18 protein-coding genes and 1 pseudogene are annotated in these 23654 nt (G+C 35.8%); 3 read left to right on the forward strand and 16 right to left on the reverse strand.

Features of this window, described 5'->3' with window-relative positions; translation table 11 throughout:
- Positions 1–281: 281 nt before the first annotated feature.
- The 7 genes and pseudogenes from ACPWSR_RS04825 to ACPWSR_RS04855 all read right to left on the reverse strand — a co-directional run.
- Positions 282–548: pseudogene (locus ACPWSR_RS04825) on the reverse strand (cation transporter); the annotation flags it as partial.
- A gap of 14 nt (positions 549–562) precedes the next feature.
- Positions 563–910, reverse strand: a complete 348-nt coding sequence (locus tag ACPWSR_RS04830) for an ArsR/SmtB family transcription factor (protein WP_426351351.1) — start codon at positions 908–910, stop codon at positions 563–565.
- A 371-nt stretch (positions 911–1281) separates the two neighbouring features.
- A complete protein-coding gene (locus ACPWSR_RS04835) occupies positions 1282–2097 on the reverse strand; it encodes a sugar nucleotide-binding protein (RefSeq protein WP_426350573.1) in 816 nt (271 codons plus the stop codon).
- A gap of 64 nt (positions 2098–2161) precedes the next feature.
- Entirely contained in the window at positions 2162–2563 is a 402-nt protein-coding gene (locus ACPWSR_RS04840; protein WP_426350574.1) for a DUF2500 domain-containing protein, read from the reverse strand.
- A gap of 264 nt (positions 2564–2827) precedes the next feature.
- Complete coding sequence (locus ACPWSR_RS04845) at positions 2828–3730, reverse strand: diacylglycerol/lipid kinase family protein (RefSeq protein ID WP_426350575.1); 903 nt, start codon at positions 3728–3730, stop codon at positions 2828–2830.
- Positions 3731–4188: 458 nt separating this feature from the next.
- On the reverse strand, positions 4189–6120 hold the full coding sequence (locus ACPWSR_RS04850) for an ABC transporter ATP-binding protein (protein ID WP_426350576.1): 1932 nt from the start codon (positions 6118–6120) through the stop codon (positions 4189–4191).
- A 1-nt stretch (position 6121) separates the two neighbouring features.
- The gene (locus tag ACPWSR_RS04855) at positions 6122–8371 is read right to left on the reverse strand and encodes an ABC transporter ATP-binding protein (protein WP_426350577.1); all 2250 of its coding nucleotides are present in this window, start codon (positions 8369–8371) and stop codon (positions 6122–6124) included.
- A 349-nt stretch (positions 8372–8720) separates the two neighbouring features.
- Between ACPWSR_RS04855 and ACPWSR_RS04860 the strand changes: the two genes are divergently transcribed.
- Positions 8721–9404, forward strand: coding sequence for a GTP pyrophosphokinase (locus tag ACPWSR_RS04860; protein WP_426350578.1), 684 nt, complete (start codon positions 8721–8723; stop codon positions 9402–9404).
- A 210-nt stretch (positions 9405–9614) separates the two neighbouring features.
- Here the strand turns inward: ACPWSR_RS04860 and ACPWSR_RS04865 are convergent, their stop codons facing one another.
- Both ACPWSR_RS04865 and ACPWSR_RS04870 read right to left on the reverse strand, forming a co-directional pair.
- A complete protein-coding gene (locus ACPWSR_RS04865) occupies positions 9615–11021 on the reverse strand; it encodes an MATE family efflux transporter (protein ID WP_426350579.1) in 1407 nt (468 codons plus the stop codon).
- A 1315-nt stretch (positions 11022–12336) separates the two neighbouring features.
- On the reverse strand, positions 12337–13284 hold the full coding sequence (locus ACPWSR_RS04870) for a calcium/sodium antiporter (RefSeq protein WP_426350580.1): 948 nt from the start codon (positions 13282–13284) through the stop codon (positions 12337–12339).
- A gap of 207 nt (positions 13285–13491) precedes the next feature.
- Between ACPWSR_RS04870 and ACPWSR_RS04875 the strand changes: the two genes are divergently transcribed.
- Positions 13492–14490 carry a 3-oxoacyl-[acyl-carrier-protein] synthase III C-terminal domain-containing protein gene (locus ACPWSR_RS04875; RefSeq protein ID WP_426350581.1) on the forward strand — a complete coding sequence of 333 codons (999 nt, stop codon included), beginning with the start codon at positions 13492–13494 and terminating at the stop codon, positions 14488–14490.
- A 36-nt stretch (positions 14491–14526) separates the two neighbouring features.
- On the opposite strand, the gene ACPWSR_RS04880 is transcribed toward ACPWSR_RS04875, so the two are convergent.
- The 5 genes from ACPWSR_RS04880 to ACPWSR_RS04900 all read right to left on the reverse strand — a co-directional run bounded on the left by ACPWSR_RS04880 (position 14527) and on the right by ACPWSR_RS04900 (position 19244).
- Complete coding sequence (locus ACPWSR_RS04880; protein WP_426350582.1) at positions 14527–14895, reverse strand: hypothetical protein; 369 nt, start codon at positions 14893–14895, stop codon at positions 14527–14529.
- Between the two features lie 300 nt (positions 14896–15195).
- Complete coding sequence (locus ACPWSR_RS04885; RefSeq protein WP_426350583.1) at positions 15196–16584, reverse strand: uracil-xanthine permease family protein; 1389 nt, start codon at positions 16582–16584, stop codon at positions 15196–15198.
- A gap of 453 nt (positions 16585–17037) precedes the next feature.
- Positions 17038–17340, reverse strand: coding sequence for a hypothetical protein (locus tag ACPWSR_RS04890; RefSeq protein ID WP_426350584.1), 303 nt, complete (start codon positions 17338–17340; stop codon positions 17038–17040).
- A 1-nt stretch (position 17341) separates the two neighbouring features.
- The gene (locus tag ACPWSR_RS04895; protein WP_426350585.1) at positions 17342–18133 is read right to left on the reverse strand and encodes a glycosyltransferase family 8 protein; all 792 of its coding nucleotides are present in this window, start codon (positions 18131–18133) and stop codon (positions 17342–17344) included.
- Positions 18134–18350: 217 nt separating this feature from the next.
- Positions 18351–19244: a cation diffusion facilitator family transporter gene (locus tag ACPWSR_RS04900; protein WP_426350586.1), complete on the reverse strand. Its 894-nt coding sequence runs from the start codon at positions 19242–19244 to the stop codon at positions 18351–18353.
- A 229-nt stretch (positions 19245–19473) separates the two neighbouring features.
- Between ACPWSR_RS04900 and ACPWSR_RS04905 the strand changes: the two genes are divergently transcribed.
- On the forward strand, positions 19474–20010 hold the full coding sequence (locus ACPWSR_RS04905) for a flavodoxin domain-containing protein (protein WP_426350587.1): 537 nt from the start codon (positions 19474–19476) through the stop codon (positions 20008–20010).
- Between the two features lie 233 nt (positions 20011–20243).
- Here the strand turns inward: ACPWSR_RS04905 and ACPWSR_RS04910 are convergent, their stop codons facing one another.
- Together ACPWSR_RS04910 and ACPWSR_RS04915 are read right to left on the reverse strand one after the other, a co-directional pair.
- Complete coding sequence (locus tag ACPWSR_RS04910; protein WP_426350588.1) at positions 20244–22871, reverse strand: FtsX-like permease family protein; 2628 nt, start codon at positions 22869–22871, stop codon at positions 20244–20246.
- The gene (locus ACPWSR_RS04915) at positions 22868–23551 is read right to left on the reverse strand and encodes an ABC transporter ATP-binding protein (RefSeq protein ID WP_426350589.1); all 684 of its coding nucleotides are present in this window, start codon (positions 23549–23551) and stop codon (positions 22868–22870) included. Before ACPWSR_RS04915 ends, ACPWSR_RS04910 begins: the two co-directional genes overlap by 4 nt.
- Positions 23552–23654 lie beyond the last annotated feature (103 nt).

Below are 23654 nucleotides of genomic sequence, written 5' to 3' on the forward strand. Positions count from 1 at the left end.
CCATTTCCTTGATTATGAGCTTCTTCTATATGAGAATGCCCATGACTATGAGCTTCTTCTCTATAAGAATGATTATGAGAACTGCCATGATTATCAGAATGGCTATGATTATGGTCATGCTTATGATTATGTCCATGGTCATCAGAATGATCATGGCCCTCACCACAATTGCAGTTTTCCTCATGTTGCTCCGAAAAGCTTCCTTTAAGAGTTAAATCAGCAGCTATTCTACTGCTAGCATTATCTAAGGGGCGTAAAACCACTTCAGGCTCTAGCTTCCTGATAATCTTTTTAGCCTCTACAATAATTCTAGGATAGTCCTCTTTTTGTGTTAAAGTGAGAGATAGCTTTTTGGTCATGAAGTTTAAAAGAGCCTCATCAACTCCTTGAAGATTACCTATTTTATTTTCTATCTTTGCGGCACAGTTAGCACAGCCGAGATTTTCTAGTATAAATTCATATTTATTATTTCCGTTGCTCCTGCCCTTTGATATTTTTATTCCACCAGAGCTTTGGGGCTTTAATTGTGTTTTACTATTTTCTATCATGATAATCTACTCCTTTATCTCTCCTGTATGTGGACTAAACCCTGATTAAATATATCCTTAACATGATCATCACTTAAAGTATAATAAACAACCTTACCATCTCTTCTGAATTTCACTAAATTAGCCTGTTTTAAAACTCTCAGCTGATGAGAAATTGCCGACTGAGTCATATTGAGAGCTGCAGATAAATCACAGACACACATTTCTGATTCAAATAAAGCAGATATTATTTTTATCCTGGTGGTATCACCAAAGACCTTAAAAAATTCCGCCATGTCATATAAAACTTCCTCATCAGGCATTAATTCTTTTGCCTTTCTCACATTTCCTTCATGGATAACAGTTGACTTACATACATCCATATTTCTATCTTCTATATTTATCACAAAACCACTCCTGTACCTTTTAATATTAACATTATTTTCCAATCAATTCATTAGGTTTTTTGCACCTAAATAAAGTTTTTCTTATATATCCAAATAGACTCCTGAAGTAATCAAAATTTATTCATGTGTGTATACTTACAGCTTCATATGTTCATATGAGCAATTACTCATATGTTAATTTCATTATATGCTCCTTTTATAAAATGGTCAACACATTCTCTATAATTTTCAGAATTATTATGCTGTAATACAAGATGATTTTATCAATATAAAAAGACAAGGGATATCCTCTTTGAAGATTCCCTCGTCTTACACTTTAATAAATATATAAAATTATATAACTCATTTTATAGTGTCAAATAATCAATTACAGATTTATAAGTAAACCTTAATTGTTCAGGAAAGTTATTGTTTCTTTTTGATAAAAGCGTAAAGTATCCTTCTACTTCAAAATCATCTTCAACCGTTACATTTTTAAACCCTAATCTGGAAATTAACTCAAGATAAAAATTCTTATAATTAACTTCCTCTTCTGATGCCAAATGGAATATTCCCTTCAAATCATTATTTATTATATAACACAATTGCCTTGCTATCATAACATCAGTATTTGTATTTAAAAAGAGCTTTGGATATACTATAATTTTTTTATTGTAGTTAAGCGAATGTAAGAGCTCCTTCATTCTCGGGGAATTCTTGCTCCAAACTTGAGGAATCCTTAATATACAAGCGTTATCTCCCAATATATCAAGAATTTTCTTCTCACATTCTAGCTTATATTGCCCATATTCAGATTGGGCATTAGGTAAATCTTCTTCATAGTGAGGTCTACTATAATCATTATCAAATACATTGGTGGTAGAGAAAAAATATAAACTTCCACCTGTGGCTTTCAAAAACTTAGCGATTTTTTCATGTGCTATTAGCTGTTTATTAAAATCTCCTCTTAAACTTGAAACTACAATATTGGGTTTTATATCATTCAATATAGTATTTATATTAACCAAATCTTCTATATCAAGTTTGAAATTTCTAACTGTATCAAGCAGTATTGGATTTTTAAAATACGTTGAATAAACCTCAAAATAATTATATTTATTCATTTCATTTATTACTGCTGAGCCAACAAGTCCACTTCCTCCCAACACCAAAGCCTTGGTCATAGAAATTCCCTCCTATTTTTGATGTATAGATAAAAATTTCATTACTTTCTTCTGTGATGATTCACTAAATATTCCTCTGAAACCCCTTATATCTAGTCCCTTGATATGTGAGGATCCCTCTGTCTCCTTCGGATATCATTCCATATTCCTTTCCATTTACCTCTAGCTCAATTCTTTCACCGGAGATTAGCTCAAAGGTTACATAATAGTAGGTACTGGAGGTATGATGAACTCCTGCTTCATTACCATGATGGTGATGGTGGTGGGTTACCTCTCCTCTTTTTGAACTTACCTTAACCTCTGCAGTGGCTAACGGAGATTTATTGTTTGTATTCCACTGCATAATTCCTTTTGTCACATTAAATATTATTATTCCAAAAACCACAATAGAAAAAATCATAATAAAAGCAGGCAGAACCGAAAACATAAAATCTACTGAACCTTCATTAAAACCACTATCAAACATTATTAATCTCCCCTCTATCCTTATTCAAATTATACCCTTAACTACATTATATTTTATAAACTTGTATCACGATATCTATTTCATAAAAAAAGGAAGTTAGTTTTTCAATGAGCCTTCATAAAAAAACAGCCTCCCCAGGGAATTGCAATGAGTAAGTAAAAAGCCTGGCAGCTAATCAACCTTACTACGCATTCCTTAAAGAAGCTATATCATTATTAATATTATTTATGTTTTGATAATTTTATCATTGTTATTTCTATTATTTTATCTGACTACTTCCTCGCTTACTAACAGAGTAACGCTTCTTGGATTATTAACTATCTCCACGTTGGTATGTCTTCCTCCATTTTCTCCATCAAGAGTCCAGGGGATTTCTACCTCGGAGTAAATCTTTACCCTAGAGCTATGGAATAGAGATATATAATTATGATCATAATTTTGAGTCAAAAGACCTGTAATTATTCCGTTCAAATCAATTATATTTTTGGGACTCTTAATAAGCAATAATTCAAAGAGTCCATCATTTAATCTTACCTTTTCCTTATCTAAGGTTAGCAGTCCTGCTACAGATGTGGAGTTTGTTATAGAACCAAAGATATAATCTCCTTCTACAGTACCTCCATCATGTTCTATTATAAGATGATAAGCTTTTATTTCTGTGAACCGTCTTATTCCCTCTAATATATATGCAAGATGTCCAAGGGAATTCTTTACCTGCTGAGAGGTCTGGTAGGATACCTCTGTAAAAGCTCCAAAGGCAGCTATATATGCAAAATATTGATTATTAAAGGTGCCGATATCATATAAGAAGGGAACTCCGTTAACCACGTTCATTGCCGCATCTACCATGTTTTTAGGCATCTTAAGGCTTGTGGCTAAGTCATTAGTAGTTCCTGAGGGAATATAACCTAGAGGTGGTGCATTCTCTATAGACATAGCCCCAGTTATCACCTCATTTAGGGTTCCGTCCCCTCCACAGCAGGCAATCAAATCATATTCATTTCCTTTTTTTATAGTAAGCTCCGTAGCATCATATCTTTTCCGGGTAGGATATACCGTTACCTCATAGCCATCCTTACTAAAAATATCTACCATATCAAATAAGTAATTTCTACACTGCATCTTCCCTGAAAAAGGGTTCATTATTAGAAGCATCTTTTTACTCATACTAATCCTCCTAAAACACCTATTACTAAAGGTTAATTTATCATTTCTTCTTAATTACCTCAAGAAGTCTATTCGTATAGTTCAGGGACAATATATCTATAGGCCTTAATAAAATAACTATTTAAAATTAGTCCATTAAACATTATAACTTATAAAAGCTTACACTTACAATAAACTATTATCTCTTTAAATAACAGAAAGATAATTGATATAGATACACCGAGCTTCCACAGTTCTGAGTAATATATACATCATCAACCATTCTCTAGGAATATATTAACATTAATACTTATAAAAAACACCTATATTAAAATATATTCAAAGAATACATATATAAGACACCAATATTAATATATACTCTTCATAGTTTCATTAAATAATACTTAGTTCTTTTATTGAAAAAGAGGACATAGATTATCAAGGAAAAATAGTATTCCTTGACAGTCTATGTCATTATATCAGGCAGAGGTCTTTTCAAACTGGCTGTTATAAAGCTTAGCATAGAAGCCATTGAGCTTTAGAAGCTCCTGATGAGTTCCCTGCTCCACTATATCTCCATCATTCATGCAGAGAATTAGGTCAGCATTTTTGATAGTTGAAAGTCTGTGAGCTATTACAAAGCTAGTTCTGCCCTTCATAAGGTTATCCATGGCCTTCTGTATAAGGACCTCTGTACGTGTATCTACGGAGCTGGTGGCTTCGTCAAGAATCAGTATCTTTGGATCCTTAAGGAAGGCTCTAGCTATAGTTAATAGCTGCTTTTGGCCCTGGGATACATTGCTGGCATCCTCATTGAGCACCATGTTATAGCCACCAGGCAGGGTTGCCACAAAGTGGTCTACCTGTGCTGCTTTAGCTGCTGCTCTTACTTCTGTCTCAGAAGCATTTAGATTACCATATCGTATATTATCCATAATGGTACCATTATAAAGCCAGGTATCCTGGAGCACCATTCCAAAGAGTGATCTTAAATCCTCTCTGGAGAAATCTCTGATATCATGACCATCGATGAGTATTGCCCCATCATTAACATCATAAAATCTCATAAGCAGCTTAACCATGGTGGTTTTACCAGCCCCTGTAGGTCCAACGATAGCAACCTTCTGACCTGCTCTAGCTTTGGCAGAAAAATCATTTATTATAATTTTTTCAGGATCGTAGCCAAAATGCACATCCTTGAATTCTACATTGCCCTCTATCTTGATACGGGTCTCAGAAGTATCCTCTCCTTCACCAGCTATAGTGTACTTAACCTCCTCTTTTACCTCTTCCTCTTCTTCTAGGAATTCAAAAACTCTTTCTGCAGAAGCAGCAGTCTGCTGAAGTACATTAGAAATATTAGCTAGCTGACTGAGAGGCTGAGTAAAGTTGCGCACATATTGTATGAATGCTTGAATATCTCCTACATTTAGGGTTCCCTTAGAAGCCATCCATCCACCTAAAATACAAATTGCTACGTAACCAAGGTTTCCTACAAAGGTCATCATGGGCATCATAAGCCCTGATAAAAATTGAGACTTCCAGGAGGACTCATAAAGGGTATCATTATATTCATCAAACTTTTTAACGGATTTCTCTTCTCCATTAAATGCCTTCATAACTACATGTCCGCCGTACATCTCTTCCACATGGCCATTTACATGACCAAGGTATTCCTGCTGTGACTTAAAGTATTTCTGAGACTTCTTCACCACACCGATAATAAGCAACAAGGATACGGGAATTGTAAGCAGTGCTACAATGGTAAGAGTTCCACTTATAGAAAGCATCATTACCAAAATACCAACTACCGTGGTTAAGGAAGTGATCATCTGAGTTACGCTTTGATTTAAGCTCTGGCTTAAGGTATCCACATCATTGGTAACCCTTGAAAGAACCTCTCCATGATTAGTCTTATCAAAGTAGTTTAGAGGCATTCTGTTGATTTTTTTCATTATGTTAGTTCTTAAATTATAGGTTACCTTCATGGTGACACCAGTCATTATATAGCTCTGCAGCAGTGAAAAGATAGCGCTGATAGAGTATAAGCCTATGAGGGTAAGCATTATATTTCTAATATTAGTAAAGTTAATTCCCTCTCCACTTCCCGTGAGCTTTCCAATAATACCTGAATAAAGCTCATTAGTAGCTCTTGCTAGAACCTTAGGTCCCATAATAGTAAATATTACAGAGCCAATTGCAAATAATACTACGGCAAAAATCCTGAACTTATAAGGAGATAAATAGGCTGCAAGCTTCTTTACACTTCCCTTAAAATCCTTTGCCTTGGCTCCTGGCATCATCCCCATAGGGCCGCCCATGTGCCCTCTACCTCTTCTAGGTCCATTGCCTCCCATAGGTCCATTTCCGCCTCCAGGAGCATTATTTCTGTCTTCATTATTTGAGCTCATATTATAATTCCTCCTCTGAAAGCTGAGATTCTGCAATTTCTCTGTAGGCTCTACAATTCATCAATAGATCCTTATGGACTCCTTTACCAACAACACGGCCTTCATCCAGTACAATTATCTGCTCTGCATTCATTATGGTGCTTATTCTCTGAGCAACAATCAGCACTGTAGAGCCACCAGTGTGCTTCTTAAGAGCACGTCTTAGGGCTGCATCGGTTTTAAAATCCAAGGCTGAAAAGCTATCATCGAAAATATATATAGGAGGCTTCTTTATGAGGGCCCTGGCAATAGAGAGCCTCTGCTTCTGCCCTCCAGATACATTAGAGCCACCTTGAGAGATACGTGTATTATATCCCTCTTCCTTGCTTTCTATAAATTCTGTAGCCTGGGCTATTTCAGCAGCAAGCTCCAGTTCTTCCGAGGATGCATCTTCTTTTCCATAGCTAATATTTGAGGTTATATCTCCAGAGAATAATATTCCCTTTTGAGGTACATAGCCTATATTTTCTCTTAGTTCCTTGAGAGATAGGTCTTTTACATCTATTCCATCAATTAATATTTCCCCTTCTGTTACATCATAAAAGCGAGGAATTAAATTAATTAAGGTAGATTTACCTGCACCGGTGGAGCCTATGAATGCTGTGGTTTCACCAGGCTTTGCTGTGAAGGAAATATCCTCTAGTACATCGCTTTCTGCATTATGATAGCGGAAGCTTACATTTTTAAATTCAATAAGACCCTGCGGCTTTTCTCCAAGGCTTAATGGAGCTTCAGGCTCTAATATTTCTGGCTCTGTATCTAAAACCTCAAAAATACGCACAGCTGATACGCTTGCTCTTGGAACCATAATAAACATCATGGCTATCATCAGGAAGGAAAAGATTATCTGCATTCCATACTGCATGAAGGCTATCATATCACCCACCTGAAGAGTTGCATTATTTATCTCCTTTGCTCCTACCCAAACTATGGTAAGGGTAACGAGATTCATTATAAACATCATTATTGGCATCATAAAGGACATGGTCCTATTTACAAAAAGATTTGTGGTGGTTAAATCAGTATTTGCCTTATCAAATCTCTTCTCCTCAAAGGCTTGATTGCTGAAGGCTCTGATAACCATCATTCCGCTTAAGTTTTCTCTTGTCACAAGATTAAGCCTATCCACTAGCTTCTGTATAATCTTAAATCTAGGAAGAGCTATGGAAAATATAACAGCAACAAGACCAAGCATCACAATAACTGCAACAGCTATTATCCAGCTTAGGGATAAGCTCTTTCGGAGGGCCATAATAATACCACCAACCCCCATAATAGGAGCATAGCACAGGATACGAAGACCCATGATAATAAGCATCTGCACCTGGGTTATATCATTAGTTGTCCTGGTGATCAGGGATGCCGTGGAAAACTTATCAAACTCATTATTAGAAAAGCTTTCAACCTTTTTAAATACATCTCTTCGAAGAGACCTGGAAACCCCTGCACCAATCCTGGCAGAGAGAAAGCCCACGCCAACTGTTGCCAATACTCCTAAAAAGGTTATAAGAAGCATTATCGCTCCTATTTTTAGTATATAGCCACTTCTTATAGCGTCAGTATCTACACCAAGATCTCTGTAAATCATTTGAATAATATAAGGAGAAGATTGACTGTAAAAGCTGGAATCTAAACTATCTGCATAGTCAATGGAGGTCTCAAAGGCTGTAGGAGGAAGCCCCTGAAAAACAGGTATAAGCTCATATAAATCCTCAATATCTACATCCTCAGTAGAAAAGTTCTCTCCTTCTCCAGCATTTCCAGAAGAATCTAAGGGAGCTCCCCCCTGTTCTTTTGCCATGTTCTCAATAAAATCCATAAAGGCAAAAACACTTTTTCCGAAGACATTGCCTAGCCTAGCTTCTTCCTCTTCTGTTAATGGTGCTCTCACATATATAGCCTCATCCTTTAGAGCAGGATAATCCTCGGCATATTCTGAAGCTTCCTTGTCCGTTGGCTCAACGAGCTCATAGCTTGACTTATAAAAACTTCTATCCTCTTCAGTCATAAAATAACCAAAGATTTCTAAAGCTTCTGGTGTAATGGCCTTAGGGGAGGTTTCTTCTATTCCCTCCTTTTGTATACCTATATTAACTATGTTAGACATATAATTAGGAAGGCTCAGCTCACTCATTACCTGTCCAAACAACAATAGAAAAGCCAATATTATCAAAAGACTATATGGCTTTAAATACCTTAATAGTTTCTTCATGTCTTTCTTCCTTTCTCAAAATGCTCAAAAAAACTCAAAATAATAAGTTATCTACGGCTCTAAATTTCCCTGTAAAATTTATTTATCTGTCCATTATCACCTTCTGCTGCATATTACAATTATTACCTAAATATTAGTATATACGTATAAATTTATTTCTTCTACTAAATTATTGAACATGACTATCATAATAATCATAAGCAACATTTATGAATGTAGTATGAATTGTATATGTTTCCATATTCGCCTAAATAATATTTTTTTATTTTTTCATACATACTTCATAAAAATATATTAAAATATAATATGACATAATTATTTTAATATTAGTACAAAGGAGCAATGAAAGATGATAATTAAAAAATCTATCCCCCTTTTAAACTCAAATATCCCCGGAAGGCAGATAGATTTACACAGCTTCATAAATGTAAGTTCAAGCTATCTTGAAATGGAGAACTTATATCAATCAGCTATTAAAGAAATCAGTACGAAGCTAGAAATACTCGATGATGAATTTAAGCTAAAATACAGCAGAAATCCCATACACGACATCCAATGCAGGCTTAAATCTCTAGAGAGTATAATTAAGAAGCTAGAAAGAAAAGGCCATGAAATCTCTATAGAATCAGCAAAGGAGAATCTTTTTGATATAGCAGGAGTAAGAGTAGTATGCTCCTATATAGAGGACATTTACAGCGTGGCAGGTTTATTAAAGGCACAGGACGATATCATATTAATAAGAGAGACAGATTACATAAAAAATCCAAAGCCTAATGGTTATAGAAGCCTCCATCTAGTAGTTAAAATTCCAGTATTCTTTTCTGACAGAAAGGAACTGGTGCCAGTGGAAATTCAGATAAGAACCATGGCCATGGATTTCTGGGCAAGCCTAGAGCATCAACTGCGGTACAAGTCCTCTGGAAATATCCCTTCCTCCATAGTCCGGGAGCTTAAGGAGTGTGCCGAAACCATCGCCTCCACAGATCTAAAGATGCAGAGAATCTACAGCTCCCTAGAAGATTTGGCGCTATAATTGTCGAAGTCCCACAGGTGGATTGTCGATATTCTGCATGTGAATGTCACCATAGAACTGAGAATTCGTTCGCATGTGAGCTTGAAAAATAAGATTATAGAGCAACATAAAAAATTAAATGCAAAAGATAAGCCACCCTTTAAGGAAGCATTTCCAGAGAAGGGTGGCTTTGAAATTTATATTTTTTTGTAGCATTAATTTTTAACTAACCTAGCTTTCCAGCCCGCTTCTGTGAAGAGCAGTGATTTCCATCTTTTGCTTCCACTTACCAGCTTTGTATGCTATGAGGGATATAATTGCTCCGAGACTCCAGGAAACCAGCAGTGAAATAAATAAAGCTTCAGGCTTTCCATTGGGATATGCCTCGCTTCTAGTTAAGGCAGCTAGTCCATATGCTAAGGGAACACGAAGGAATATCGTAGCTATTATGGATATCCACATAGGTGTAACCGTATCACCAGCGCCTCGCATAACTCCCCCTATGACCTGTGATGCTGCAATAGCAAGATACCCAATAGCTAGTATTCTCATCATACGCACTGCAAGGTCAATGAGCTCCGCTGTATCGGTAAATATTGCAAAAAGATGATGTCCAAAAAATAGGAGCACAAGGGTTATTGCACCAGAAACGGAGAGAGCCATTATACTGCCCTGCTTAAAGCCAGAAGTAACCCGATCTACCCTTCCAGCACCAACGTTTTGTCCAGTATAAACACTCATAGCCTGTCCAAATGTCATGTTAGGCATCATTGCAAAGCCATCAACTCTCATTATTATTACATTACAGGCAATTACAAGCTCTCCAAGGCTGTTTGTAAGGGATTGTACAACCAGCATTGCTATGGCCATTATTCCTTGGGTAATTCCTGAAGGTATTCCTATTTTTAATATCTTCATAGAATATTTCTTTTTAAGCTTCAGCATTTCAAGGTTCAAATCAAAAACATCTCTCATCTTTAGAAGCCTCATAAGACAAAGAAGGGCAGATATACCTTGAGCAATAACCGTTGCCAGGGATACTCCGGCCACACCCATATTGAACTGAGCCACAAAGATAATATCTAATACAACATTCAACGCCGCAGCCACCAAAAGAAATAGTAGCGCAGAAACAGAGTCCCCCATACCTCGTAAAATACCAGAAAACATATTATAAAAGAAAAAGCCTGCAGCTCCTATGAAGAATATATTTAAGTAGCTGGCACACCAGTTAATAATAGACTCAGGAGTATCCAACATACGCAATAAAGGCATTGTAACAATCGGGCCGATTACCATAATTATCAGGGTGGCTATTGCTGCAAGAGTTATACAGTTGCCAATATACCTAGAAAGCTTTTCTCTATCTTTGGCACCAAAGCTTTGAGAAACCATGATACTGGCCCCCGTAGAAAGCCCTACAAATATCGCAAGAAGCAGATTTAGTATTGGCGAAGCACTGCCAACGGCAGCTAAGGCATTATCCCCAACATATATACCTACTATAACTGAGTCAGCAGTATTATATAGCTGCTGTGCTAAATTCCCTATAAGCATAGGCACAGCAAATTCAGCAATTCGTTTCCAGGGCTCTCCCTGAGTCATATCTTTTGCAGCGAAAAGTTCTTTAAATCTCACCTTTTAGTACCACCTCCGTATTTTAAACAATTAAATTGCGCATTATCCAAAGAGTTTTTAATGGATATATGCGCAAATTTCAACATTCATAATTATAATACATATTAAATAACAATTAAATACATTTTTAGAAAAAACAATATTTATATTGATTATATATATTAAAAACAACCCTCTGTCTTTTAAATGACAGGGGGTTGTCCTCGTTTTAAGTCCTCCAATAGGCAGGACTATATTCCTCAAAAATTATCTACTATATGTATTAAACTATCCTAAATATTTACCTATATAAAAATCTATGGATATACAAAGCTATGTACGCAGATAACCCTTCTTTATCCTGTGCTACTTACTTTTTCTTCATAGGTAGCTTAAATGATAATCTTCATCCTTTGCTTATTGTGGTAACATACACTTACACAGCATAGAGCTGCAATTCATTAGCTTTCCTATATTCATTTATCTTTTGTTTTATTTAATCTTTTCCGTTAGTTTTTATATAGTATATTTTTTCTTTTGTTTGATATACTTTTCATTTGTATTGTATATATTTATTCTTTTGTTTTGTGATTAATTTTCATTTGTATTGTGTATATTTTTTCTTTAGTTTTGTACAGATTTTTCTTTTGTTAAGTCTTTCGACTTCATTTTAAGTATAACATACAGAAACTGTCTCTACAAGATAGTTTATAATTTTTTAATATTTTTATCCCTTTTTGTTATATTTTATATTATTTAGTACTATTATCTGTTTCCATGCTAGAACCTTATAGGCTTAGTTCTTTTTTTGCACGCATATTATGTTATTTAACTTATATTTATCCTTTTGTTTTTTATTAAGCTTTACCTCTTCCTTCCTGGGTATAAGTATTAAGCTGAAATTTTGAACCATTTGATTCCTACCCAGGAGCTTAAGCTGAAATTCGTTAAATGCTTTGACGGAATCCATTGTCTCCACTCCTCTTGTCCAATTAAAAATATTATTTTAATCTTAAAATAAGTATAATTACCATTTATTTACATATAGATTATAACATCTTTAAGTTCCTAATTACTATAATTATATTCCACCAAATAACTCCCTTTGTTTACAAGATTCCACCCAATTGCATCCAAGCTATACTCTAATTTTTAGAAATATAGCCTCCATATTACACTTCATATATATAGTTTAAATAAATTTACATTTTTTCTCAATACCTATATAAAAAACAAGCAGCATCGGCTCACTAAACTTCAAAGCCTCTGCTGCTATATTTTTATTTTCACTTACAGCTTTATTTCATTTAAAACGCACTGTCAAGCTTTATTCTTCTTAAAATAGACAAACAACGTAAGCTATATAAATTCCAAGCACTGTAAAGCCCTGCCACCTTTGAAATCTTCCCTTAATAAGAGCAGGAATCAATGCTATGGCAGCAATCACAAGGGCTACTGGCAAATCTAAAATTAAGGTTCTTGCGGATACAGGTATAGCTCCATTGGTTATCATAGCACAGATAGGAAGTATCAATGTGGCATTAATTATATTTGCTCCTATTATATTACCTGCAGACAAAGAGAACTCTTTTCTAATTATTGCATTTATAGTGGTTACTAGCTCTGGAAGAGAGGTTCCTATAGCTACCGCAGTCAATCCAACAACGCTTTCAGGTATACCAATAATGATGGCAAGCTCAGTACCATTATTCACAAGAAGTCTTGAGCCTATGACAATTCCTAAGGTTCCTACCACAAACTTAATTATGTTTATAATCACAGTTTTTCTATCTTTAGGTACTGAATAGCTTTCTGTGGAGTCCTCATCTAACTCTCTTGCACTCTTAATATTTTCATATATAAAGAACCCAAATAAAGCAAAAAGAACAAGGCTCTTCCCAAGGGTAAGCTGACCTGACATTGATAAAATTCCTAAAGCCGCTATTATCACCATGAATAAAACAGCCTTTATTATAAGCTTGCTCCTGTCAAAAACCACCGGCATAAAAATAATACTAATAGCAAGTATCATCCCTGTATTTGCTATTATAGATCCTATAGAATTTCCTATAGCCATATCTACGCTGCCATTATAAGCAGCCATAGATGAAACAATGATTTCTGGAAGTGTAGTAGCCAAGCTTACAATAGTTGCTCCCACTATAAATTTAGGAATTCCTGACGCCTCGGAAGCCCAAGAAGCTGCATCTACAAAATAATCTCCACCTTTAATAATTGCTACAAGTCCAATAGCAAAACCAAATACAATTATCCAGTTTTCCATCTCTATCCCCCATTTATAAATTTCTTCTTTCGTAATAAGTAATAACTCATGTGCCAGTCACTCATCAAAATAAAATATCATATCTTAGAGAAATATGTCAAAGGTATTAGTTGGCATAACTTCTATAAGATGTTTGAATTTCACTATTAATTAAATTTTATTTTATGCGATAAATAATACATAATATTCTTTTAAAGAGGTGACTAAATGTATAATAATGTAGTAATTAAAGGCTCAGGAATGGTACTTGGAAAGAAGAGTATTCATAAAGATTATTTTATCGAACATTTTAAAAAACAAGATATTGAAATTGAAGGTCTACTGAAACATTTAGGAAAAGAAAAGGTCTATAGGATAGATAATAATGATACATGTATCACCTTGGCCGAAAAGGCATGTAACGACGCTTTAGCAAATGCAAATTTAAAGCCTGAAGATATAGATGCTATAGTTTTTGCTACTGAAACTCCCGAATTCACAGCACCTTCTAATGCACTATACCTGGGTAATCTGATCAAGGCCCATAATGTAAAAATGGCCTATGATGCAAACTGCAACTGTACAAGCATGCTTCTTTCATTAGACCAGATGGTTAGCCATATGCTTTCTAGCGATAAAATCAACAGAGCTTTAGTAGTTGGTTCTCTACATATAAGCAGGGTTCTTGATGACAGTCAATTTATCCCCTATCCCACTATTTCTGATTCAAGTGTCGCCCTTGTACTAGAAAAGGAAGTATCAGAAGAAAGAAGAGGTCTTATAGCTTCAAATTATTATGCAGATGTAACTTATTCTTGGACAATCAATTATCCCGCTTGTGGTTTTACAAAATTAGATGATGAAGATATTGAAGACAAAGATAAGAAAATGGTCTGGAATCCTTTTGATTTCTCTTTCTTATCAACAGAATGGAGCAAATTACTAAATGAAATGCTAGAAAAAGAAGGATATGAGCTAATGGATATCAATAAGCATATATTCTCTCAATTTTCATTGGGTGATATAATAACTACAATAGATACAATGGATGAAAATCCAGATAAGATACTATATTATGGAGATAAGTATGGCTATACAGGATGTACAAGTCCATTTCTGGTTTATCACGAAGCAATGAAGGAAGGAAAGGTAAAAGAGAAGGATCTAATAACATTAACTTCCGTGGGTGCAGGCTATAACATGGTTTCTCTTTTATATAAAGTTTAGAAAAAAGGGCCGTCGCACTAAAGCGACAGCCCTTTCTTATCCAATTAATCTACGTGCTTCATTTTCGTCATCAACAAAAACAACATTTTCAATAAAACCTGGAATACTCTTGCCAAGTCTATTAACTTGACTCTGAGTAACTACTGACTCTAACTTAACAATGTATCTTCCTTTATATGGATTTTCTATGTACATAGCCATTACATCAGCCAGCTTAGCAGCCACCTCTGGTGTACATGTCTTAAGCTCCTTAGTATTGACTATAAGATTGTAGCCACTAGTATTTATATTGCTTGTCTTACTTTTGAAGTCAGCGATGAAACTATTTGCTTCCTCTAAAGTAAAAAATCCCTCTGCAAAAGCGTATACCTCTTTTTTAACCGGGTTAATTGTAATTTCGTACATGTTAGAAAGCCTCCTTAACTATTAATTGTTTTATTTTCACATAAGATACACTTTTTATTATTCATTTAAAATATCGATATTTTCTAAAAAAAATTAATAGAAAAATTGATTTTTAAGAAAATAAGAATTACCTTGTATTTATTAGGTTAATTATTAACTTTTATGTAAAAAAAGCGAGGCTAATCTAACTTTTGCATACCTTTTTAATTATCCCTTATATAATTCTTTTCATCTTTCTATTTATCTTTAATAAAAAAAGCAGCAATAGCATCCAAAGCTATCACTGCCCTCATCCAACTCTTAGTTCTTAACTCCCTTAATCCTATCCCCAAAGCTAAGCATCAGGTTTACTATTATACCAAAGACTGCCGCGCCTGCTACACAAGGAACTTCCATACCGAAGAAAGGGATGTTTCCACCGAAGCCGTATTGGCCTCCGATGCCGATGATCATTATAGTTGCTATAACTGCTATGTTTCTGGAGTCGAACATGTCTACTCCTTTTTCTATCATGATGGCTATTCCTTGGGCAGCGATGGCTCCGAAGAGGTAAACCTCAAGACCACCAATTACTGCTGTAGGAATGGAGTATATGATGTTTATTAGAGGAGTAAAGCAGGCTATTACCATTGCAATAACTGCTGCCGCCATTAGTACTGGTATGGAAAACACTCTAGTAATTGCCATAGCGCTGATGTTTTCTCCATAGTTTGTACCAGCTGGACCTCCGATAAAGCCTGAAACTATATCGCCTATTCCGTCACCTATAAGATTTAATCCAAGCTTATCAGAAATATTATATCTCTTGCTGCTTCCCTTCTTCTTTGCAAGGTCGTTAACGTATATGTCTAACTGGAATACATGGGCTGTGGATTCTGGTATAGTTGCTATTGCTATTGGCATTATAGCCGCTACAGCCATCCAGGAGGGCTTAGGCAGAGTGAATATTGGTAGTGCGAAGATTCCGCTGTTTGCTGTTTCAGGAAGTACCTTGAAGAGGCTTACCCCTGTGGTAAGCTGAATAATGAAGGCTGTTAAGCAGCCTAGTATTGGACCTAATAGAAGGGGAAGCTGTCCCCATATTCCCTTGAGGTATACAGAGAATAATATGGTGGATAGAACCGTTACCAAGGATACTATCCAGGCCATGTTTTGAGCCATTGCCATCTGGCTTTCAGCTACGGCTAAGGTTCCTGCATTATCTATGGCTATTGAAGCTGCATCCTGAAGTGCTGTTCCTGCTAGAGTCAAGCCTATAACCATGGCTATGGGGCCTGTTACAGAAGCCGGTAGTATTTTTTCTATATATTCTTTTCCAAATTTATCAATTATGAAGCCTGCGAAGATGGAAATAAAACCAGACATTATTATTCCGAACTGAGCTGTTGCTATCTTATCATTTAAACTATATCCTGCAAGGGCTTCAGAGGCCATTAGGCTTCCTATAGCTGCTACATAGGAGAAGCTTGAACCGTAGTAGAGAGGTATCTTTCTTCCTGTAACCAGTACAAAGCATATGGTAGCAAAGCCGCTGGCAAAGATTGTAGTAGATATGTGAAAACCTGTGATTATAGCAACCGCTACTGTTGCTGGGAACATTACTATAACCTGCTGAATTGCATAAAGGAACAACCTCCAAAGAGAAGGCCTTTCATCGGGTAGATAACCTATGACTTGATTTTTTTCCATAAATAATTCCTCCTAAAACTTAATATAATTTCTAAGAGATATCTTCAACCCTCGTTATAGGTTCCCTAAAAACTGCTTATATTTCATATAGCTCTTCTGGCAATAAAAAAACCTGTCCAAAAAAAGGACAGGGATCTGGTTTCATCGTCAAAAGTGCAAAAAAACTGCAGTTTCAGTATTACGTTGACCTTTTCGGCATCCCTGTACCGACTTTAAAGATATCGTAATATTTATACCATCAAAAACTTCCAATGTCAAGCATACAACAAACTTATTGCATAATTTTGTTTATAATTGATAAACTGTATTAATTAGTAAATAATCGCTCTAATCCTCAGAACAATATCAGAATTCTAAGTGCATTTAAGATACCTACAAAGGGCAAGGATGCAAAATATAATCCAAGATTTCATCGTAATCTAGAGTTAAAAGGATTTGCATATCATAAGCAATCTACAGAACAAAATTTAGATTCTGAGGCTCATAAAAGGATAGTCCATGTTTTTTTGCCAGAGCCTCCACCAATTGATTTACTTCCTCTGCCTGTGAGAAGTCACAGGACATTAGCACAGCTCCCTCAAGCCTATGACAGGTTACTTCAGGAGCCCTTTCCATAAGCTCCTGATAAAATTCCTCCACCACAGGAAATTCTGCAACCAGGGAGGTATTTCCCTGACAGAGCAGCTCATATATATATTCAGCCCCAGCAGAGTAGGAGGCTTTATCTGAGTTCCAAACGGCACAATACCATTCCATTTTAATTCTCCTTATAAAATACATCTAGCTGACCTATGTAATTATCCTCCCAAGGCTTATTATCACCGCAGTAATGAATAATTGATGTATTTTTCCTTATCCAATCTAAAGTAATAACTTCACTTTGAGGATGGATATTAATAAAAACTAAGAGCCTTTCACTGAGATTATATTTCGTAGCATCCACCAGCTTAATTCTCTTTCCATAAACTCCGCTGATTATATCCTGATCAGGGAGCCACAGATGCTCTCTATTAGCCTTAATATAATTCAGCAGCTCCTGAACGTTTAACTCTTCTCGAAGCAGTTTTAAATTCATAAGCATTACTCCAGAATTAATATATTTCTTTTCCTCTTCTGAAGCTAAATCACTATTATTTGTCCTGTTTAAATAACTCTCCGTATGGGAGGCTGCTACAAATAAATTTCCATCAAAGGAGCAGTTATATAGCTTTTCCAAGGAATTAATCACAACAATATCTGGATCTAAATAAAGGATTCTATCCATATCCTTTGGAAGATACATAGGAGCCAGTAATCTATAATACATTTCTTCAGGATATCTCTCTGTTATAGGAGCATCTCCCAAGGGTCTTTTATCTATATGAATATCTATCAAAGAAATATTTTCAAAGCCTTCTTCCCTATTTATTCTTTCAAAATCCTCAGTGGTCAGGGAGGAGTGAATTATGTACAGATTAAAAAGAGTCCCCTTATTGCTTTTGAGCAGTGACCTGAGCATGATTATAAGCTGAGTCACATAATTCCTATTAAGGGTTACAAGTATATTCAATTTTTTTACGCCTTCCTTCTTTCATCAATAAACTACATTAGTATTGTAGCCAAGCACTAGCTTGTTTATTCATAAATTATTACACTATACTATTTCCTTCCTTTAAAGAAAATTACTCTATTATTATATTCTTTTTTCAAAATACTATCTACCTTTGATTGAATATTTAAGCCTCTCAGGTAAATACCCAAGAGGCTTTTAAATAATAACCATTTTATCAATACCCTGAAGATACCCGAGTAGGATAATCCTCATAATAAGGCTCTACATGAATAACTAAATCTATATGCTTCTCTGTCCTTTCTTGGAGCTTTCTTTCAACCTCATGGACAAGCCTATGAACCTCTTCTACATTTAAATCAATGCTTACTAAAATGTGCATATCTAAATATATATGATCCTGAAAGCCTCGGGAGCGTACCTTATGGACATTTTTAATCACAGGAAATTCCTTAACTACTGCTTCCACCTCTGTAAGCTCTAAAATTCTTTTATCCATGAGCACAGACATACAGTCCTTAAAGATATCATAGGAGGCCTTAAGGATAAAAATCGCAATCACAAAAGAAATCACCACATCAATAATTGGGGGAACCCCTAGCTTTATTAGTATCAGGGTAATAATAACCCCTATAGACACAAAGATATCACTTTTTGTATGAATAGAATCGGCTATGAGGAATTGACTGCTATACTCCTGCCCCTTCTTTCTCTCATAAGAAGCAACAAAGATATTTATAGCTACGGTAGCAGCAAGAATCAACAGGTTTTCCAGGGAAATATAAATGGAATTAGGATGAGAAAGCTTATAAATAGATTCACTTATAACATTAAAGGCCATAAATAAAAGTGCCGCAGATATAATAAGACTTGCCATGGTTTCTACCTTCTTATAGCCATAAGGATGTTCTAAATCCTTAGGTCGTCCAGCCAGAGTTATTCCTATTATCCCGATAACATTATTTGCGCTATCTGCAAGAGAATGAAAGCCATCAGCAGATAAGGCAGAGCTATTAGTGATTAAGCCTAAAAGCACCTTAGCAGCTGTTACCGCGATATTAGCAATAAGTAAAATTAATAGTACCTTTTTAATGCTTCTATAATTGTCCATGCTAACCCTCCCATTTCATCACTCTATAATCAGTATACTAGGATAAATTAGTATGGTGACCAAAATATGTTATATTTTACACAATATTCAGTCTATTTATAAGACCTTTACTTTTATGTAGAAAAATTTCACATCTTTTGTTATATATTTATCAAATAAAATAGAATATGCAATGGTAATAACTGTATAATTATAGTAATTGAAATACAGTAATTAAGAGAAGGGATATATGATGACTAATAAAATTCTAGTTGTATACAAAAGTGAAACAGGCTATACGAAGAAATATGCAGAGTGGCTTTCCCAGGAGCTCTCCTGTGATATTAAGGAAAATAAAAGGCTAGCTTTGGAGGATTTAACCCCTTACAACACGATAATCTACGGAGGAGGCCTATATGCTATAGGAATCAATGGCTTATCCTTAATCAAAAAGAACCTTGATAGCTTAAAGGATAAAAAGCTGATACTCTTTGCCGTAGGAGCAACTCCCCCAAGAGAAAAGGATATTCAAAAGGTTTGGGAATCAAATTTAACTGAAGACCAAAGAGCTATAATTCACACCTTCTACTGCAGAGGAGGCTTTGACTATTCTAAGCTTAGCACCAGAAACAAGCTTCTCATGAATATGATGAAGAAGAAGCTTCAAGGCATGAAAAATCCTGATGAAGACGCTTTGGACATGCTAGAGGCTTTCGATAAACCTGTTGATTTTACAGATAAGGAAAATATTATACCTATAGTAGAACTAATAAATAAAAGCAGCTAAATAGTAAATAATTAATAGAAAACCAAATAGATAAGGATTAATAAAAATGGCTAAATAGCAAATAATTAATAAAAACAATCATTAAATAGCTGATTATAGATAAAAAAAGACCATGCTAGTTTACACTGTGCCTGCGGGAAGTACAGGCAGTGCAAAAAGCATGGTCCTTATCTATTTTAAGCTATAGCTATGAGTATTTTTTCAGTTGGCTAAGCTTTATACTCTAGCTACAGTTATAGATTCTCATTTTTTAAAGCATCTATGGGGTTATCCTTCTTGATCTTGCTCATGGAGTATACGGTGCTGGCAAAGACTACAGCAAAGACGCTGAGCACTGCTATAGCTATGGCCATTAAAGGAATATAGAAATCTGTTTCCACTCCTTCATTGATGCTTCTGTAGATGGCATAGGTCACTAAAACTGCTACAGGAAGCCCAAATATAAGTCCCTTTACTCCATAGAGAATACTCTCAAAGGTCATCATCCTATTAAAGCCCTTTTGGGTCATTCCCACAGACTTTAACATGGCAAACTCTCTCCTTCGAAGGTTTATCCCGGTGGAAATGGTATTGAATACATTTGCCACAGCAATAAGGGATATGAGCACTATAAAGCCATAGGAAAAGACATTTACAATGAGAATCATATTTCTATCATTATCCTCGAAGGAAGCATAATCTACAAGGCTATCTGTAGGCATCCCTTTGCTTTGAAGAAGCTCAACCATCTTATCATAAGCTTCATCATGGTTATCTGAGGATATAACTATCCTGCCATTTAAAAACGTATCTTCTGGAACTACCTTGCTTATAAGGCTTTGAGGATAAAAAATCATCACTCCATTGCCATAATCAACATCAGTACCGTAGGCAGTTTCATCTGTAATATATCCAAAATTTAAGGTAATGTACTCAGTATATTCCTCTTCAGGGGTGCTGTCTTGCTTATCTTCAGGAATCTCGTTATATTTATCGTAATCTACATTCTTTAGTATAAGACTACCTTGATCCTTTTTAAAAGCATCTAGGGTTATAACCTTTTGCTGAATGTCATCATAGGTCTTTAGGAAATCTGTTATCACAGCTATAGGCTTATCTGGATTCATAAAGACATCCTTATCTAAGCCATTATCCTCTAAAAGCTTAATAAATTCACTGTCCTCTATAGCATAAACACTGCCATAAACCTCAATTTTATCTGTATCTACCTGAAATTCCTTAAGCCTATCGGAGGCTAAGGAGTCATCCACAAGCATTGAGAAGCTTCCCTCATAATAATAAGAGCTTCTAGTGATACCTCCCAAAGAAGAAAACTCTTCAGCAAGCTTAGCCAGTTCATTAAAGCCTGTATCATCAACCCCTTGATAATAGGATATATCATAATCCCTCACATCAGTAGTAACAGATACACTGTCCGTGAGGTAGCTTACAAAGGAGCTGGCGGAGATAAAGAGGACAACACTGATAAATAGTGATAGAACTGTAGCTCTATAGCGCCTTTTGTTCCTCTTATACTGCTTTTCTGCCAGTATTCCTTCAAGACCGAAGAGCTTATATACAAGCTTACTGGTTTTGACTTTTTTGCCCTTTATCTTTACGTCATTGCTCTGTCTTATAGCCTCAATGGCCGTGATTCTTGTGGCTCTACGGGAAGGGATATAAGCAGATATAAATACCGTAACCAAGGCCAGTAATGTAGCTATGATAATAGACATAGGGCTTACACTTATCCTTAAGCTTACAGCTCCAGTATACAGGGACTCCGCCATCTTATCTCCAATCAGATAAAAAGTCACGCCAATTCCTACTATTCCTAAGAGTATACCTAATGGAATCCCTATTACACTTAAAGAAAAGGCTTCAAAAAACACACTTCTTCCCAGCTGCTTTTTAGTAGCTCCAATAGAGGATAAGAGTCCGAACTGCTTTGTTCTCTCACTTACAGAAATGGCAAAGGCATTGTAGATAAGAGAGACTGAACCAAAGACTATGAGAAAAAACAATATTGCTGCCAGGCTGTATAATACAGAATAGAAGCTTTCATACACAGAGGACCCCCTGTATCTCAGGACATCGCTATTGTTAGAATAATCCTCAAAGCTCAATGCTTCCTGAGAGGAAAGATTGTCTAAATATCCAAAAATATCCTTAGGTTCTTCAGTAGTAAAATACACATTGTATGGTACATCCTTAAGAGAAGGATCTTTGAGAGTAACAGCAGTATATCCTGGTGCATTATAGCTTTCAGTGCCTGGTCTCTCCATAAAGCCTACTACTGTATAGGTTCTTTCCAGCCTAACCTTAAGCTCTTCTATAGACTTGCCATTACCGTCCACTAATAGAGCCTTATCCTCTACAACTATATCCTCTCCATCAATGGTTCTGTCTCCCAGCTTCAGGGTGATGGTATCACCAACCTTATAATGCACACCTCCATTGGTGCTAAGATGCTCTGGAAGAACTATCTCCTCAGAATTCTCCGGAAGCCTTCCACTAGTAATATGAACAGGCATATTATCAATAAACTCTTCATCACCACCTAAAAGATATACATAAGGCTTATAATCATTCTGTATACCCTCCACATAGCTGTAGCCAAGAATCTGACCTACAAAGGCATCCTTTATGTAGTCATCATTTTTTATAGAGTCAAGCGTTTCCTCCTGAGAGTAGTATAATACCCCCTCCCAGTCCCCATTATTATATATAGATACATTGATCATATAATTTTGCAGACTGGAAATAGAAGTGGTGACTGCCGTAAACATGGATGCTGAAAGGATTATACCAATAATAGTCACTATAGTCCTGGTCTTATTCTTCATCAGGGTCTTTAAAGTGACCTTGTTGAATATATTCATCCTCGAACCACCTCATCTTTTACAATTTTACCATCCTCTATAGCTATCACCCTGTCAGCCTGAAGGGCTATGTTTTCATCATGGGTAATGATTATTAAGGTTTGATTGTATTTCTTATTAGAAAGCTTTAATAACTCTATTATTTCATGACTATTTTTTGAATCCAGGTTTCCTGTAGGCTCGTCCGCTAGAACTACCGCTGGAGCATTCATGAGTGCACGTCCTATGGACACTCTCTGCTGCTGTCCTCCTGAAAGCTGATTTGGTAAATGTCCTTCTCTTCCTTTTAGGTTAAGGGTATCTAAAAGCTCATTGAGCCTTTCCTGATTAACCTTTCTTCCATCCATCAAAACAGGAAGGGTCATATTTTCCGTAACATTAAGCACCGGTATCAAATTATAAAACTGATAAATAAGTCCAACCTGACGCCTTCTGAAGATTGCTAGCTTTTCATCATTTTGTGCATAAACATCGTTGCCGTCCATATAAACCTTACCGGAGGTAGGCTTATCCACTCCTCCTAAAATATGAAGAAGTGTGGATTTACCAGAACCAGATGGCCCTATGATAGCTACAAATTCACCTTTATTTACAGAGAAGGACACTCCATCAAGGGCTCTTACCTCGTTATCTCCCGAACCATATACCTTCGTTAAATTCTCTATTTTCAATATTTCCATGGGTTTTCCTCCTAATTAATTTATGAGTTTATTTTACTATTTCAAGATGACAGGTCAGTGACTTCAGAATAACAATTTAGTCACTTTTAAGGCTAGAATTCTA

Origin of the sequence: Alloiococcus sp. CFN-8, assembly GCF_049943125.1 — a bacterium.
Lineage (GTDB): Bacteria > Bacillota > Clostridia > Clostridiales > Clostridiaceae > JAEXZL01.